The organism is Streptomyces sp. NPDC050422, from assembly GCF_044458665.1.
Lineage (GTDB): Bacteria > Actinomycetota > Actinomycetes > Streptomycetales > Streptomycetaceae > Streptomyces.
In genome coordinates, this window is the sequence record NZ_JBITIE010000001.1 from 415,884 (window position 1) to 430,945 (window position 15,062).

13 protein-coding genes are annotated in these 15,062 nt (G+C 71.2%); 9 read left to right on the top strand and 4 right to left on the bottom strand.

The window, feature by feature from the left end; translation table 11 throughout:
* Positions 1–205 precede the first annotated feature (205 nt).
* Both ACIBJG_RS01795 and zapE read right to left on the bottom strand, forming a co-directional pair.
* On the bottom strand, positions 206–631 hold the full coding sequence (locus tag ACIBJG_RS01795; RefSeq protein ID WP_399302843.1) for an OsmC family protein: 426 nt from the start codon (positions 629–631) through the stop codon (positions 206–208).
* 84 nt (positions 632–715) lie between these two features.
* Entirely contained in the window at positions 716–1,810 is a 1,095-nt protein-coding gene (gene zapE, locus ACIBJG_RS01800; protein WP_399302845.1) for a cell division protein ZapE, read from the bottom strand.
* 240 nt (positions 1,811–2,050) lie between these two features.
* On the opposite strand from zapE, the gene ACIBJG_RS01805 reads away from it, so the two are divergent.
* From ACIBJG_RS01805 to msrB, 4 genes are all read left to right on the top strand, one after another.
* Positions 2,051–2,815, top strand: coding sequence for a pyrimidine reductase family protein (locus ACIBJG_RS01805; RefSeq protein ID WP_399302847.1), 765 nt, complete (start codon positions 2,051–2,053; stop codon positions 2,813–2,815).
* A gap of 149 nt (positions 2,816–2,964) precedes the next feature.
* A complete protein-coding gene (locus tag ACIBJG_RS01810; protein WP_399302849.1) occupies positions 2,965–3,417 on the top strand; it encodes an indole-3-glycerol phosphate synthase in 453 nt (150 codons plus the stop codon).
* 40 nt (positions 3,418–3,457) lie between these two features.
* Complete coding sequence (murC, locus tag ACIBJG_RS01815) at positions 3,458–4,852, top strand: UDP-N-acetylmuramate--L-alanine ligase (protein ID WP_399302851.1); 1,395 nt, start codon at positions 3,458–3,460, stop codon at positions 4,850–4,852.
* 10 nt (positions 4,853–4,862) lie between these two features.
* Positions 4,863–5,267 carry a peptide-methionine (R)-S-oxide reductase MsrB gene (msrB, locus tag ACIBJG_RS01820; protein ID WP_399302853.1) on the top strand — a complete coding sequence of 135 codons (405 nt, stop codon included), beginning with the start codon at positions 4,863–4,865 and terminating at the stop codon, positions 5,265–5,267.
* A 31-nt stretch (positions 5,268–5,298) separates the two neighbouring features.
* Here the strand turns inward: msrB and ACIBJG_RS01825 are convergent, their stop codons facing one another.
* Together ACIBJG_RS01825 and ACIBJG_RS01830 are read right to left on the bottom strand one after the other, a co-directional pair.
* Entirely contained in the window at positions 5,299–5,760 is a 462-nt protein-coding gene (locus ACIBJG_RS01825) for a hypothetical protein (protein WP_399302855.1), read from the bottom strand.
* Positions 5,761–5,856: 96 nt separating this feature from the next.
* Positions 5,857–8,316, bottom strand: a complete 2,460-nt coding sequence (locus tag ACIBJG_RS01830; protein WP_399302857.1) for a GTPase-associated protein 1-related protein — start codon at positions 8,314–8,316, stop codon at positions 5,857–5,859.
* Between the two features lie 266 nt (positions 8,317–8,582).
* Between ACIBJG_RS01830 and ACIBJG_RS01835 the strand changes: the two genes are divergently transcribed.
* The 5 genes from ACIBJG_RS01835 (at position 8,583) to ACIBJG_RS01855 (ending at position 14,975) form a co-directional block, all read left to right on the top strand.
* Entirely contained in the window at positions 8,583–10,568 is a 1,986-nt protein-coding gene (locus tag ACIBJG_RS01835) for a serine/threonine-protein kinase (protein WP_399302859.1), read from the top strand.
* A 96-nt stretch (positions 10,569–10,664) separates the two neighbouring features.
* Entirely contained in the window at positions 10,665–12,215 is a 1,551-nt protein-coding gene (locus ACIBJG_RS01840) for a DUF4157 domain-containing protein (RefSeq protein ID WP_399302861.1), read from the top strand.
* A 32-nt stretch (positions 12,216–12,247) separates the two neighbouring features.
* A complete protein-coding gene (locus ACIBJG_RS01845; RefSeq protein ID WP_399302863.1) occupies positions 12,248–12,697 on the top strand; it encodes a hypothetical protein in 450 nt (149 codons plus the stop codon).
* A gap of 133 nt (positions 12,698–12,830) precedes the next feature.
* Positions 12,831–13,727, top strand: coding sequence for a LysR family transcriptional regulator (locus ACIBJG_RS01850; RefSeq protein ID WP_399302864.1), 897 nt, complete (start codon positions 12,831–12,833; stop codon positions 13,725–13,727).
* Between the two features lie 462 nt (positions 13,728–14,189).
* A complete protein-coding gene (locus ACIBJG_RS01855) occupies positions 14,190–14,975 on the top strand; it encodes a hypothetical protein (protein WP_399302866.1) in 786 nt (261 codons plus the stop codon).
* The last annotated feature ends 87 nt before the right edge of the window (positions 14,976–15,062 follow it).

The window sequence follows — 15,062 nt, forward strand, 5'->3', positions numbered from 1 at the left end:
TTGCGACACCGCGCGCCTCCTTCGTCGTCCGTGCCGGACCGGCCGGCGCGGATCACGCAACCAACGACGGATGAGGAAGCGATGAGATTCCCGGGTGTATTGCCGGAGTATTCAAGATGGCCGAGAGGTGAACTCGGTGATGTGCGGGAACAGCGATGCCCCCGGGACCGGCCGTGGCCGTCTCCCGGGGGCATCGAGGAACTGCTCAGGCGAGCGAGGCGCTCAGGGTGATCGTCGTGCCCGTCAGCGCCTGGCTGACCGGGCAGTTCGCCTTCGCGTCCTCGGCCGCCTTGACGAAGCCCGCCTCGTCGAGACCGGGCACCTCGCCCTCGACGGTGAGGTGGATCCCGGTGATCCCGGTGCCGGGCTGGAAGGTGACCTCGGCCTGGGTGTTCAGCCGGGTCGGCGGGTTGCCGGCCGTGGCGAGACCGTTGGAGAGCGCCATCGAGAAGCAGCTGGAGTGGGCCGCGGCGATCAGCTCCTCCGGGCTGGTCTTGCCGTTCGCCTTCTCCGCGCGGGACGGCCAGGAGACCGGGTACTCCCCGATTCCGGAGGAGTCGAGGGTGACGACACCCTTGCCCTCGATCAGGTTGCCTTCCCAGACCGTGTGCGCCTGACGCGTGGTAGCCATGCTGGTTCCCTTCAAACGGAATGCGCGGTTGTACGGGGGTGGTGAGGCACTCCTTCGTGCCTCACCGTTGTCACGTCCCCGAACCTACTGCGCCACCAGCCCCTTTGCGTCGCGCGCCAGCGCCGTCAGCCGGGAGATTGCCCGGAAGTACTTCTTCCGGTACCCGCCGTTCAGCATCTCCTCGCTGAACAGCCGGTCGAACGGCATCCCGGACGCGAGTACCGGAACCTCCCGGTCGTACAGCCGGTCCGCGAGCACCACGAGCCGCAGCGCGGTCGACTGGTCGGGCACCGGCTGCACCTCGGTGAGGCACACCGCCCGGACGCCGTCCGTCAGCGCGCCGTACCGGCTCGGATGGACGCGGGCCAGATGGTCGAGCAGCGCGGGGAAGTCGTCCAGGCTGGCGCCCTCGGTCGCGTACGCCGCCTTGGTGACCTGCTCCTCGGAGTACGGGGGAGGGGCGTCGGGCAGTCCGCGGTGGCGGTAGTCCTCGCCGTCGATGCGCAGCGGGCGGAAGTGCGAGGACAGCCCCTGGATCTCCCGCAGGAAGTCGGCCGAGGCGAACCGGCCCTCGCCGAGCTTGCCGGGCAGCGTGTTGGAGGTCGCGGCGAGCGCCACCCCGGCCTCGACCAGCCGGCTCAGCAACGAGGAGACCAGCACGGTGTCGCCCGGGTCGTCGAGCTCGAACTCGTCGATGCACAGCAGCCGGTGCCCGCTCAGCGTCTGCACGGTCTGCTGGAAGCCGAGCGCGCCCACGAGGTTTGTCAGCTCCACGAAGGTGCCGAACGCCTTCAGGGGCGGCGCGGCGGGCGTGGCGTGCCAGAGGGAGGCGAGCAGGTGGGTCTTGCCGACGCCGTAGCCGCCGTCCAGATAGACCCCGCGCGGGCCGCTCGGCGCCGCCGCCTTCTTGCCGCCGAACCACTTGCGCTTGCCCGCGCCCGTCGCGTGCGCCCCGCCAAGACCGGCCGCGAAGTCCGAGAGGACCTTGACGGCCTCGATCTGACTCGGCTGGTCGGGGTCGGGGACGTACGTATCGAAACGCACCGAGTCGAAGCGCGGCGGCGGCACCATCTCGGCGACCAGACGGTCGGCGGGGACGTGCGGCTCGAGGGCGCACAGGGACAGCGGGGCCGTTTCGGCTATGGGGCTGGACCCCGGCACGGCAGTGGAGGAGGACACAACGACCCAGCCTACGGCCTCCCCCGCGGCAGGGAGCGGGCGAGGGACGTCCTGCGACTCCGCTTGCGGCGTTGTCGTCGGTCTACGACTCCCCCATAGCCCTAAGGGGCCCTAAGGGCATGGGGGGGACCCCCTTCGCGTCGCCTTCCTCCTCCGCCTTGCAATCGAAGCCACAGGACGTCCCTCGCTGATCCGCTCCCTGCCGCGGGGGAGGCCGCGGGCCGTGCCAGACTGCCGAACATGCGACGCCTGTTCCCTGTGACCGACCAGACAGCTGCCGACGACCTGGGCGAGTGGGGTCTGGGCGCCCTCGCCGACGCCTACGCCTACCCCGAGACGAACGGCCCCTGGCTGCGCGCCAACATGGTGTCGACGCTCGACGGCGCCGCCCAGCACGACGGCCGCTCGCAGCCGATCTCCTGCGAGAGCGACATGCGGATCTTCGGCACCCTGCGGGGTCTGGCCGACGTGGTGATCGCGGGCGCGGAGACGGTACGGCTGGAGGGCTACCGGCCCGCCCGTGCCCGGGAGGCCTTCGCCGAGCGGCGGGCGGCGGCCGGGCAGGGGCCCGCGCCGGCGATCGCCGTGGTGAGCGGCAGCCTGGACCTGGACTTCTCGCTGCCGCTCTTCGTCTCCCCGCTGGTCCCCACCCTCGTGCTCACCGGTGCGGGCGCGCCGCCCGACCGGATCGAGACGGCCCGGAAGGCGGGTGCCGAGGTGGTGATCGCGGGGGAGGGCTCCCGGGTGGATCCCGCCCGCGCCGTGCGGGAACTGGCCGGTCGCGGGCACCGGCGGCTGCTGACCGAGGGCGGCCCCCGGCTGCTCGGTCAGTTCGTGGCGGCGGGGGTGCTGGACGAGATCTGCCTGACCCTGGCGCCCATGCTCACGGCCGGTGACGCGCAGCGGATCGCGGGCGGTCCGTCGGTGGCCGTGCCGGAACGATTCGCCCTGGCATCGCTGCTGGAAGAGGCCGGGTTCCTCTTCTCTCGGTACCGTCGGATCTGACAATCAGCGGAATATCCCGTTCCGGTTAGCGTTCGGTGGGCAGAATGGATCTCGCAGACCCCGTGCGAGCACGGGGAAGGATGGTTTCCGCAGTGACCGGCGACGGGCACTGAAGCAGAAGGGCCCCTGTGGTGTTCACCAGCGTTTTGATGATCGAGAAGCCCCTCACTTCCGAGGACGTCGAGTTCGTCACCACCCTGCACGGGGAGGAGCAGATCTCCTTCGTCGTGCTCATGCAGCCACGTGGTGACCAGGCGGATGTGCTGTTGCGGGCCATCGACGACCTGGCGATGGGCGAACTGAAGGAAGCGGCCCGGGAAAGCGAGGAACCGGAGGGGAAGAACGCCAGACGGTCCGCCGAACTCGCGCTGGAGGTGTCCCTGGAGGCACTGCGCCAGGCGGGCTCCGAAGCCGTCGGACAGGTGATCGAGGACCACCCCCTGGACAAGCTCACGTCCGTCGTCAACGAGGCGGAGGCCGACGAGGTCATCGTCCTGACCGCGCCGCACTACGTCGAGGAGTTCTTCCACCGCGACTGGGCCTCCCGGGCCCGGCACAAGGTCGGCGTCCCGGTGCTCAAGCTCTTCGCGCACAGCGAATAGGCTGGGAGCCCCTACCCGCACCACCCTGGGAGACACACGCATGGCACCCGGTATTCCTGCCGCCATGGAACGGCCGCACTTCATCGGCATCGGCGGCGCCGGAATGTCGGGCATCGCGAAGATCCTCACCCAGCGGGGTGCGAAGGTCGCGGGCAGCGACTCCAAGGAGTCCGCCACGGCCGAGGCACTGCGCGCGCTGGGGGCGACCGTCCACATCGGGCACGCCGCCGGTCACCTGGCCGACGACGCCACGTGCGTGGTCGTCTCCAGCGCCATCCGTGACGACAACCCGGAGCTGGTGCGCGCCGGGGAGCTCTCGATCCCCGTCGTGCACCGCTCCGACGCCCTCGCGTCCCTCATGCAGGGGCTGCGGTCCATCGCCGTCGCGGGCACCCACGGCAAGACGACCACCACGTCGATGCTGGCCGTCGCCCTCACCGAGCTGGTCCTCGACCCCTCGTACGCCATCGGCGGCGACCTCGCCGGGCCCGGCACCAACGCCACGCACGGCGAGGGCGCGATCTTCGTCGCCGAGGCCGACGAGAGCGACCGGAGCTTCCAGAAGTACGACCCCGAGGTCGCGATCGTCCTCAACGTCGAGCTGGACCACCACGCGAACTACGCCTCGATGGACGAGATCTACGACTCCTTCGAGACCTTCGCCGGCAAGATCGTCCCCGACGGCACCCTGGTGATCTCCGCCGACCAGTCCGGCGCCGTCGAGCTGACCCGCCGGGTGCGCGACCTGTCCTCGCTCAAGGTCGTCACCTACGGCGAGTCCCAGACCGCGGACGTACGCGTCCACAAGATCACCCCGCGCGGTCTGACCAGCGAGGTCACGGTCGTCCTGAACGGGAAGTACCTCACCTTCACCGTCTCCGTCCCCGGCCGCCACTACGCGCTGAACGCGGTGGCCGCCCTCGCCGCGGGCGTCGCCCTCGGCATCCCCGCCCACAACCTGGCCTCGGCCCTCGGCAAGTACACGGGGGTCAAGCGCCGCCTCCAGCTCAAGGGCGAGGCGGCCGGCGTTCAGGTCATCGACAGCTACGCCCACCACCCGACCGAGATGACGGCCGACCTCGAAGCGATGCGCGGAGCCGCCACCGACGCCCGCATCCTGGTCGTCTTCCAGCCCCACCTCTTCTCCCGCACCCAGGAGCTCGGCACCGAGATGGGACAGGCCCTCGCGCTGGCCGACGCCTCGGTGGTACTCGACATCTACCCGGCCCGCGAGGACCCGATCCCCGGCATCACCAGCACGCTGATCATCGACGCCGCGCAGGCGGCCGGCGCCGACGTCACCGCCGTGCACGACAAGGCGACGGTCCCCGAGGTCATCGCGGGAATGGCGAAGCCCGGCGACCTCGTTCTCACCATGGGGGCGGGCGACGTCACGGACCTCGGCCCGCAGATCCTGGACCACCTGTCGAGCTGAGGGAGCCACCGTGCCGTACGACATCGAGAAGCCGGACGAGGAGTGGCGGGAGGAACTCTCCCCCGCCGAGTACGCCGTCCTGCGCAAGGCCGGTACCGAGCCGGCCTTCGTCGGCGAGTACACCGACACCAAGACCACGGGCGTCTACTCCTGCCGCGCCTGTGACGCGGAGCTGTTCCGCTCCGACACCAAGTTCGAGTCGCACTGCGGCTGGCCGTCCTTTTACGACCCGAAGGACACGGACGCGGTCGAACTGATCCAGGACCGTAGCCACGGCATGGTCCGCACCGAGGTCCGCTGCGCCCGCTGCGGCTCGCACCTGGGCCACGTCTTCGAGGGCGAGGGCTACCCGACCCCGACGGACCAGCGGTACTGCATCAACTCGATCTCACTGCGGCTGACGCCGGACGCCTGAGAACCGGCCCGAGGAGGACTGACGCGACGCGTCAGTCCTCCTCCGGCGTCTCGGGCTTCAGCAGCGGGTGCACCACACCGGGGAAGACCCGGGCCCGCACGACCTCCTCGGCCGAACCGCCCTGGATCACCGTCTCCGCGACACCCCAGGGCCGGTCGGGCAGTTGGACGATCAGCGTGTACGAGGCGGAGCAGCCGGTGCACTCGTACCGGTCCACCCAGGTCTCCACGTCGGTGGCACTTCCCGGGTAGCGGGCCACGTGCCGGTGCCGGGCGTGGCACCGCTCACACGTCTCGCCGGGCTCGCACATGCCGCCGCACGGGCAGGGCACGTCGAGCGACTCGGCCGGGCGCCAACGCTGCGTGAGGACGGCGTCACGCGTGGCGCCCATGTCCTTCATCGCCTTGAGGTTGCGGGCGGCCACATTGTACGACTCACCGGTCGCCGCCATCCGGTCGCGGATCACGTCCTTGCGCCCACGGTTCGTCGTCATCTGTTCCTCCTGGGGTTCACGCAGCCCGCCAGGAGCCCACGAGATCGTTGTGCCCCAAAGGTACCCGGCGGACGGCGCCCCCGACGACTCGCGCCGTCACCCCCGCCGCACCCGCCCCGCGATCCGCCGCCCGATCCGCCCCAGGGTGCCCTGGCCCCGACGGTTCCAGTCGTGGAAGGCCTCCGCCCGGCCGCTGCTCCCCGAGCGCCCCACGGCCTCCTCCACCTCCGCGACCCCGTCCGCCGAGAGCTTGCGCACGGCGGGCCGCAGCACCTCCTCCAGCAGGACGGCGGCGGTCCGGCTCCACTCCGCTCCCGCGTGCGGATGAGCGGTCCAGACGGCGAAGCAGTCCGCGGCGTAGGCCGGCTCGGCCTTCAGACGGGCGCGGACATCGGCCCCGCGCGCGGCCCGGTCGTACGCGGCGACGAGATCGGCGTCGCCGCTGTGCACGAGGGCGTACAGCTCGGCCTCCGGCCGCTCCGGTGCGAGCAGCCGTGCGGCGAGTGCCCCGAACGCATGGCCGAGCACCTCCGGTTCCACCGGCTCGGCGTCCCTGCGCAGCGCGCGGGCCCGCTCCGCCCATTCCGGCGCCGGCCCGTCCGACCGGATCTCGCGGGCGAACTCCAGGAGCAGCAGCGCACCGCGTTCCCGGCCCGCGATCTCCTGCGGGAAGCCGCGCAGCAGGTCGTGGGCGAGTTCGGGCGCCTCCTCGTCGGTGGCGCCGGCCCCGAGTGCCGCTACGACCAGGTGCGACCAGGTGCCGGCCGCCCGGTGGGCGTCCGACGTGGCGGCCTCCAGCAGCAGCCGGCCCTCGCCCGCCGTCATCGCGCCCCTCTCCGCACCCTCCTCCCACACCAGCCCCACGGCCGTCCGCAGCACCAGCGGCTCCGCGAACGGCGACATCCCGGCAGCCCGCAGCACCCGGTGCACCGCGCCCACCCGGTCCGCTCCGCACCCGGCCTTGGCCGCCGGCGCCTCGGCGCACATCCGTAGATGCGGCAGCAACTGCGTGCCGGTGAACGGCAGCGGCACCCGCCCCAGCAGCCGCTCGACATCCGACGGGTCCTGCGGCGCTATCCGGTCCAGCGCACCGAGCAGGGCCGTACGGACGTCGAACTGCTCGTCCATCAGCTCCAGCAGTGCCGGCGCCCAGCCCGGCTCGCCCTCACCGGGCTCCAGCAGGGCGGGCGCGAGCCGGCGGACGACCGAGGGCAGCAGGTCCGCGCAGTCCACGCCGAGCAGCCGGGCCACCCGCAGCAACTGCACCGTCCTGGCCACGTCGAGACCGACGCCCGCGCCACTCAGCTCGGTCAGGATCTCCGGGCCCAGCACCGAGGCGACGGCCGCGCCCTCGGGACCGCTGAAGGCGGTACGGCCAGGCAGCTCCACCGAGCCGTTGCCGCCGCGGACCGCCTCCGTGACCAGCATCGCGGCCAGCGGGGTGGTGGTCGTCGCGGGGGAGCGGCCGTCGAGCGCGGCGAACAGCCGCCCCGCGGCGTCGAATTCGGGACCGGTGCGGTCGTCGACCCCCGGAGCGGTCAACGCGTCGACGAGCTGCCGGGTCCGCTTCGCGTCCAGCGCGTACGGGCGCTCGGCGGCCCACCCGGCGGCGGCGGCGCGCCCGCCCGTGCCCAGCGCGATGCCCGCGCAGAGGGCCGTCACGGCCACCGGGCCTGCGGCGAACGGCTCCCCGGGCAGCTCGGCGGCCTCCCGGAACAGCTCCGGCGCACGGTTGCGCCAGATTCGGGCGGCCGTCTCGGCCCAGGCGTCGGCCACGGGCCCCGCCGGGCGCGGGCCGGTGCAGGTGTGCACGTGGAAGCCGGGGCCGGTCAGGTCGTGCGCGTCCTGCGGCAGTGTTCCGACGATCTGCTGCGGGGCGCTCCGCGGGTGGCGGGTGTACGTGGTGAAGGTCAGCCGCTCGGCCGCCCCGTCGGGCAGTGCGACGCAGGCCAGGGCGATCCACCGGGCCACGTCCGCGCTCCGCCGCTCGACGAGTACGACCGGGCCGGAGGCGTCCTGCGCGCACAGCCGGCGCAGATCGGCCAGCACACCGGCGAGCCAGGGCCCCCGGGACACGGCGAAGTCGTTGAGCCCCTCGCGGTCCCGGGCATGGCCGGTGGCGGGCAGGGCGGCGAGCGGGCCGGGCAGCGTACGGTCCGGTGTCGTGGCGGCCCAGCGGGCGGAACGGCAGGCGGTGACGGGGAGCACACCGCCCGGCAGCCGGGTGCCGGCCGGGAGATGGACCGCGTGCGCGTGGAATCCCACGGCGGAGCCGGGCGCGGGACGAACCGCCACGGTCCGGGCCAGCAGATGGCTGCCGTCGGAGAGCACACTGAAACTGAACGCCTCGGGCAGCGCGCGCAGCGCGGCGTCCGCGAGCCGGGGCTCGGTACCGGTGGGTGTCTCGTACGCCAGGAGCGGCCCCGCCTCGGTGAGCACGGACGCGGGTATCGCGGCGTCAACTGCGCTGAAGCGGGCCCGTATCGGTTCGGCCTCGCCGGTGCCGGGAGCGTCCCCGTCGGTTGCGGAGGTGTAGTGCAACTGCGCGAGGCTCATGCTTCGGCTCTCTTCGTCCCTGCCGTGAAGGTCCCCCTGCCACCCGCACCCGCCGTCCCGTGGTGGCAGCGCCGTCCCGGCAGAGCGACGACCCCGGCGGGGAGTGTTCCGCAGTCGCTGGGGCGACGCTATCAAGGACCCGCGTGCCCTTGCGGCGAGAAGGCCGGGCGAGGGCGGCGGGGGGCCGGGAGCACGAGATCACCGAGCCGGGAGGAGGTGGTCACAGCCGATGTCAAGGCTCGCGTGGCGGGCCGACGGTACATCTAATGTTGCTCACCACATCGACGTACACAGGGGGCCGGATGCACAGCGACGGAACGAACGGAAACGGCGCGGGTATGGTCATCGCAGGCCGCTACCACCTGCAACGCCAGCTCGGGCGGGGCGGGATGGGGGTGGTCTGGGAAGCGTTCGACGCGAGCCTGGACCGGAAGGTCGCCGTGAAGGGGCTGCTCCACCCCGGAGCGGTCTCCGCCGGGGCCCAGGCGGAATGGGTGAGCCGGGCACGCCGTGAGGCGCGGGCCATCGCCCGGATCGGCCACCAGAACGTGGTCGCGGTGCACGATGTGATCGAGGACGGCAACCAGGTCTGGATCGTCATGGAGCTGCTCAACCCGCGCTCCCTGGCGGACCTGTTGAGCGAGCAGCGACAGCTCTCCGTGCCGCACGCGGCACGCATCGGCCTCCAGGTGCTGCGCGGACTGACCGCCGCGCACGAGGCCGGGGTGCTGCACCGCGACATGAAGCCCCACAACATCCTGTTCCGTTCCGACGGGCGCGCCCTGCTCATGGACTTCGGGATCGCCACCTTCGAGGGCGCCGTGCAGGTGACCCGGACGCACGAGGTCATCGGCACGGCCCAGTACCTCGCACCGGAACTGCTGACCCGCACCGCCGACCAGCCCCACCCCGCCTCAGCGGCGTCCGACCTGTGGGCACTCGGCATCACGCTGTACGAGATGGTGGAAGGCCGACGCCCCTTCAACGGGGAGAACAGCTACGAGATCTGGATCGCCGTACGCGATTCCCCGGTGCCGCCCATGCGGTACGCCGGACCGCTCAGCGCCCTGATCGAGGCCCTGCTGCAGAAGGACCCCGGGCAGCGCCCGGTCGCCGCCGAGGCCGAGCGGATGCTTCAGGACGTCACCCGGGACTTCGACACGCTCGACACCCCGGCAGCAGGCCGCCCGCCCACGGGACCGCCCCGGCAGGAACCGGCCTCCGGCCCGGCGGTGTCCGCCCCCGCGCAGCCGGTGGCCCGCCCCGAACCGCCCGTCCGGCCGCCCACTCCGTCGCCCGGGCGGGGCGGGCAGGGCCGGTGGAAGGTTCCGGTCGCTGTTCTCTGCACGGCATTGCTCGCCGGTACCGGATGGTTCGTCTGGGGCCGGCCCGACGACACCGCAGCGAAGAAGAGTGTGGCGGCGGACAAGAACACGACCGAGGAGAGGTTCCAGGACGGGCACGATGAACTGTGGTTCGGCGTCAAGGCCGATCAGCCCGGACTGAGCGAGAAGACCGGGAATTCGTACGCGGGTTTCGAGGTCGATATGGCCAGGGAAGTCGGCAGGGAGCTGGGGTTCGACACGGATCCGCAAGCGGAGAAGAGGATCCGCTTCTACCCCGTGACGTCCAGCACGCGGGCGCCCTTGGTGACGACCAAGAACCGAGTGGACCTCGTGATGGCGACGTACAGCGTCGGCGAGGAGCGGGAGAAGAGGGACGGGGTGGATTTCGCCGGCACGTACTTCGATCCTCTCGGTGCGCTTCTGGTCAAGAAGGACAACTTCAAGAACATCGACAGCCGGCATGACCTGGAGAACGACAAGAGCGCCGAGGTCTGCACGGCGGCCGGGTCGACGTACGAACAGTGGATCAAGGACGAGGGGGTGACTCCCGAGAAGAACTTCCCGTCCGGCTACGAGGAATGCGCCAAAGAGGTCACCACCAAGGGCAACAACGTGTACGCGATGGCTACGGATGACGTCATCGTCGCCGGTTACGCCAGCAAGTTCGGCAACACGAAGATGGTCGACACGTTCGACGGCGGGGCCAAGGGGTACGGCGTAGCGATGGACCCCAGCGAGAAGGGCCTCAAGAGGGAGGTGTGCCGAGCCCTTTCGGAGATCATGAAGAAGCGCAACGGCGGGCCTTCGAAGTGGATGGAGCTGTACAACAAGCACCTGAAGCCCCTCATGCCTGACGAGTACAAGGTGGAGGAGCCGAAACTGACGGAGTGCGAAGGCTCGCTGTAACGGCATTCGGCGCGGTTGTACGATGCTCCGACGAGTGACGTTGTCGGCCGGCTGCCGAGTTCCAGGCGCAAGGTGCGTAGCCCGTGAGAGGACCCGATGTACGCCAACGACCAGGCCCAGGACTCCCAGAGCAGGAGGCGCACCCGCTCCGCCGCCAGGGCCTCCGCCCAAGGTGCCGGTACCCCCGCCGAGTTCCTCGCCCTGCAGCGCAGTGTGGGCAACGCCGCCGTTGTCCGGATGCTCCGGGAAGCCGACCGCTCCTGGGCCCGTCAGCGACAGCAGGCCGGAGCCGCCAGTGGCCACCGGCAGGACGCCGGGCAGCCGGCGCCCGCGGTGCAGCGCTCCACCGTCCGTGACGTTCTGCGTACCAGTGGCCGTCCCCTGGACGACGCGACCCGGACCGACATGGAAGCCCGCCTCGGTGCGGACTTCTCCGACGTCCGCATCCACAACGAAGCTGCGGCGAAGGCCTCCGCGGCCGAGGTCGGCGCCCGCGCCTACACCAGCGGGAACCACATCGTCATCGGCCGGGGCGGCAGCGACAGACACACCCTCGCCCACGAACTCACCCACGTCGTCCAACAGCGCCGAGGTCCCGTCAGCGGAACCGACAACGGCGCGGGGCTTCACGTCTCCGACCCCTCAGACCGGTACGAACGCGAAGCGGAAGCCAACGCGACGCGGGTCATGGCACGTACACCCGAGCCGCGGACAACAGAGGGCGTACGCTCCGCAGACCCTGCGACGCAGCGCACGACCGGAGCGCATGCGGGCGAGCCCTCAGTGCAGCGGGTGCTGGATCCCTCCATGCAGCCGGGGATCGGTTTCAACTACCAGTCCGAGTCCGCCGGCGGCGCCGCCAGGGTGAAGGCGGCCTGGATGCGGACCGACGGCAGCCTGGTGGGCGCCCCACCCTTCCAGGACGCGCAGGGGTACGACTACATCAGGCAGTTGAAGCAGACCAACTTCTGGATCAACTTCCACCTGGTGAACGAGAAGGCGGGTGGCCCCGGTGACGCGAGGAACCTGGTGCCCGCCTCGAAGAAGGACAACTCGAACTATCACTCCCAGTTCGAGGACTACCTCAAGAAGGACGTCGACGACGCCTCCTCCCAGGGCGAGCAGGTCTTCTACGGCGTGGAATTGGAGTACAACACGCCCTCGGCGGGGACCGCGCGGCAGATGAACTTCGCGCCGTTCTTCCCGACCGGTCTCCACGTCTACCATCAGCGGCTCAGCGGCGGCGTCTGGAAGTCCGTGCACCACGGGTCCTCCTTCCGGTTCCAGGTGCCGCAGGTCGCGGACCCCGGGCAGACCGTGGCGGTGACGGCGCTGACCCCCGCCACACTGGCCGCCGTGGCGCCGACCTGCGAAAACTTCAACGCGGACGAACTCGCCTTCCTGCAATCGCTCGGCGGCGTCCGTAAGACGGAGTTCGAGGGTCACATCGACGACGCCTCCGGACTCGGAGCGGCCGCGTCGGTCGGGTGGGCGCTGGACAAGGTCAAGTTCGTCGGGAGTCACACGAGCGGGCGACCGTCGCGCGCCGGGGCCACCCAGTCGACCATCTCGTTCGCCGAACGGATCGGTGACAAGGCGGCCCAACAACTGAGTTCGCTCATCGCCACCGGCGTCGTCACGTTGTAGGAAGCGCGACCAACAGCTGAGGAGCTGAGGAAATGTCGGCACTGTGGCGCGCACGCGTGCTTGCTGTCTCGTCGGGAACGGTCGAGTTGAGCGTGCACGCGGTTCACCCGGACGCCGGGGCCTTCTCCTCGTCGAAGGTGTTCGCTCACCGACTGCTCGCAGACGCTCCCGGGCTGGACGGCCGGCTGCCGCAGGAGGGCGCCGCCGAAGACGCGGTGGCGGCTGTGGAGCTCTCGCAGGTGCGGAACTACCCGTTCGACACCGAAGGAGCCAAGCTCAGGGTGGCTGCCGACGTCCGTTCCTCCGGAATCACCCCGGAGGACCAGGACGCCTGGCTCACGGCGTTCGGGCGGGCCTGGCACGACCTGTGGGACGACGTCGAACAGGTCCCGACGGCGCGACTGGCCGTTCGGCTGTCCGACCCCTCCTTGCTGACCGGGCTCAGGCCCGGAACGGAGTGGGAGTCAGCGGCGTACGGCTGAGAGGTTGCCGGGGAAGAGGGGGAGACGGGTCCCTTCTCCGCCGTGGTGTCGAGGAGCGGAATATACGAGGCACCTCCTGCGATGTACCGGCAGTCAGTGCATTTCGCTCACCGCAGGAAGGGGACGGGAGCCGATGAGCCTCCGCCAGTTCGAGTACGCCCTGGCCGTAGCGGAGGAGGGCTCGGTGACGGCCGCGGCGGAGCGGCTGCGTGTTGCCCAGCCGTCGGTGTCCCAGCAGATCCGCGGCCTGGAACGGGACCTCGGCGTGGAGCTGTTCGCCCGCACGCCGACCGGGCTCGTGGCCACCGTGGTCGGCCGCGCGTTCCTGCGGGAGGCGGAGGTCGCGGTGAGCGCGGCGCGGAAGGCGAGGGCGACGGCGCGGGCCGGTGCCGATGAGCTGGTGGGTGAGCTGGTGGTCGCGGCGCAGATGGGCTTCGGTACGCGGCAGCTGCCCGGCGCGATGGACGCGCTGCGGCGCCGCTTCCCGCGGCTGGAGGTGACCGTCTTCGAGGAGCCGAGCTCCGCGGAACTGGAGCGGCTGTGCCGGCGGGGCGTGCTGGACCTCGCCCTGATGGCGGCGTGCGAGCGGACCCCCGCCGACGCCCACCACCTCGGCGACGAGGAGTTCGTCGTGGTGCTCGGCCCCGGCCACCGGCAGCTCGCGGCGGACCGGGTCGACCTGTGCGAGCTGGACGGGGAGGCGTGGGTGAGGTTCGACCGGGACAGTGCGCTCGACGGCGTCCTGTTGGGCGCGCTGCGGGACAACGGCCTGACCCCGGCCACGGCCGCCCGCGTGTCCCAGACCGCGACAGCCGTGCGCTGGGCCGCCCACGGGCTGGGCGGGACGCTCGTCCCGGCCTCCGCGGTGCCCCAGGGTTACGAACACCTCGTCCGCCCCGTGACCCCGACCGTGTCCCAGCCTGTCATCGCCGTGCTCCGACAGGGCTCGGGCCCAGGAGGCGCGGCCCTGCTCGACCTCCTGCGCAGGGAGACCTGGACCGAGTCCGCTTCCTTCGCGCCGGTGTCCTGACGGGCGAGGAGGGGCCAGCCCTCGCTGAGCTCGAATCCCACCCATCAGCACGCGCATTCCGCGAGCGACGGCTGGCGTGCGGCCACATAGTTTTCCACCGACAGGTGAGAGGACACGTCGGTCAGTTGAAGGGCGCGAGCCCCGCCTCCACCCCCGCAGTCTGCCTAAACGTGCAATCGATCACGTCCGTACCAGTCGGTGCCCCATTGCCAGAAGTCGGATAAGTTCCCAGGATTCGGAATAGTCTCCGGCAAGGCACCGGGGTCGGGCCGCGCGCGGCCCCATGCGGAAGAGGGTGCGAGCGTGGAGGCGATGAGGCCGTCGGAAGAGGAAGCACGCCTCCACAGCGAACCGGTGCGCGAGGGGCAGCCCAGCGGGTTACCGCGGCTCGCGGCCCGGCTGGGGCCGGCACTCGAGAGCGTTGACCGGGCACTGGAGGGACTCGTCCGGCAGGGGCGGGCGATGAGGCAGGACGGCACCCGCCCGCCGGTGACCGCGGTGCCCCCCGCCCCGGCCCCGCAGCAGCCCGGGCGCGTCATGTCACCGCGCGACAGCCTGCTGCTCCGGGCACGGCACGAGGTGCTCCACTTCGATGTGCCGCCGTACCTGTCCACGGACAACGGGACTGAACTGGACCAACTCGCCCAGGGGGTGGTCTACCGGACGGTGTACGGACAGCGGGCTATCGAGTACCCGGGGGCGATGGTCCTCATCGATCAGTGTCTGGAAGCCGGAGAGAAGGCGCGGGTCACTGCCCGGCTTCCGATGAAGATGATGATCGTCGACCGTGAGCGGGCCGTCCTCTCCGCTCCCGCCGACGTGGCACTGCGTCCCGGTGCCTCCGTCGTCATCACCCGCGGCCCCCTGCTGGACGGGCTGATCGAGCTGTTCGAACGAGTCTGGGCCGAGAGCGTGCCCCTGGACCCCGCCGGTGCGGCCCTAGGGGCCCACGAGGGCGAACTGAACCCCGAAGAGGCGCGTCTGCTGACCCTTCTCCTCAGCGGACTCACCGACGACGCGGTCGCCCGCCACCTGGGGATCGCCCGGCGCACGGTCGTGCGCCGGGCCCGCAGCCTCATGGACCGGGCCGGGGTGGCGACCCGCATGCAACTGGGCTGGCACGCGGCACGCCGCGGGTGGATCGGGGTACCGGGCCGAGGGGGCGGCGACGGAGCCCCGCCCCCGGCAGCAGCGTCGTTCACAGGTGGCGCATATGCGACACCGAAGGAACCTCAACAGTGGACCTGACGGGCTATAACCTCCGAATGCGCTGATCATCCGGCCGGATCTCCTTGCTTCCAGGGCTGTCGTGCCCGGAGTTCGGCGTGCGCTGAT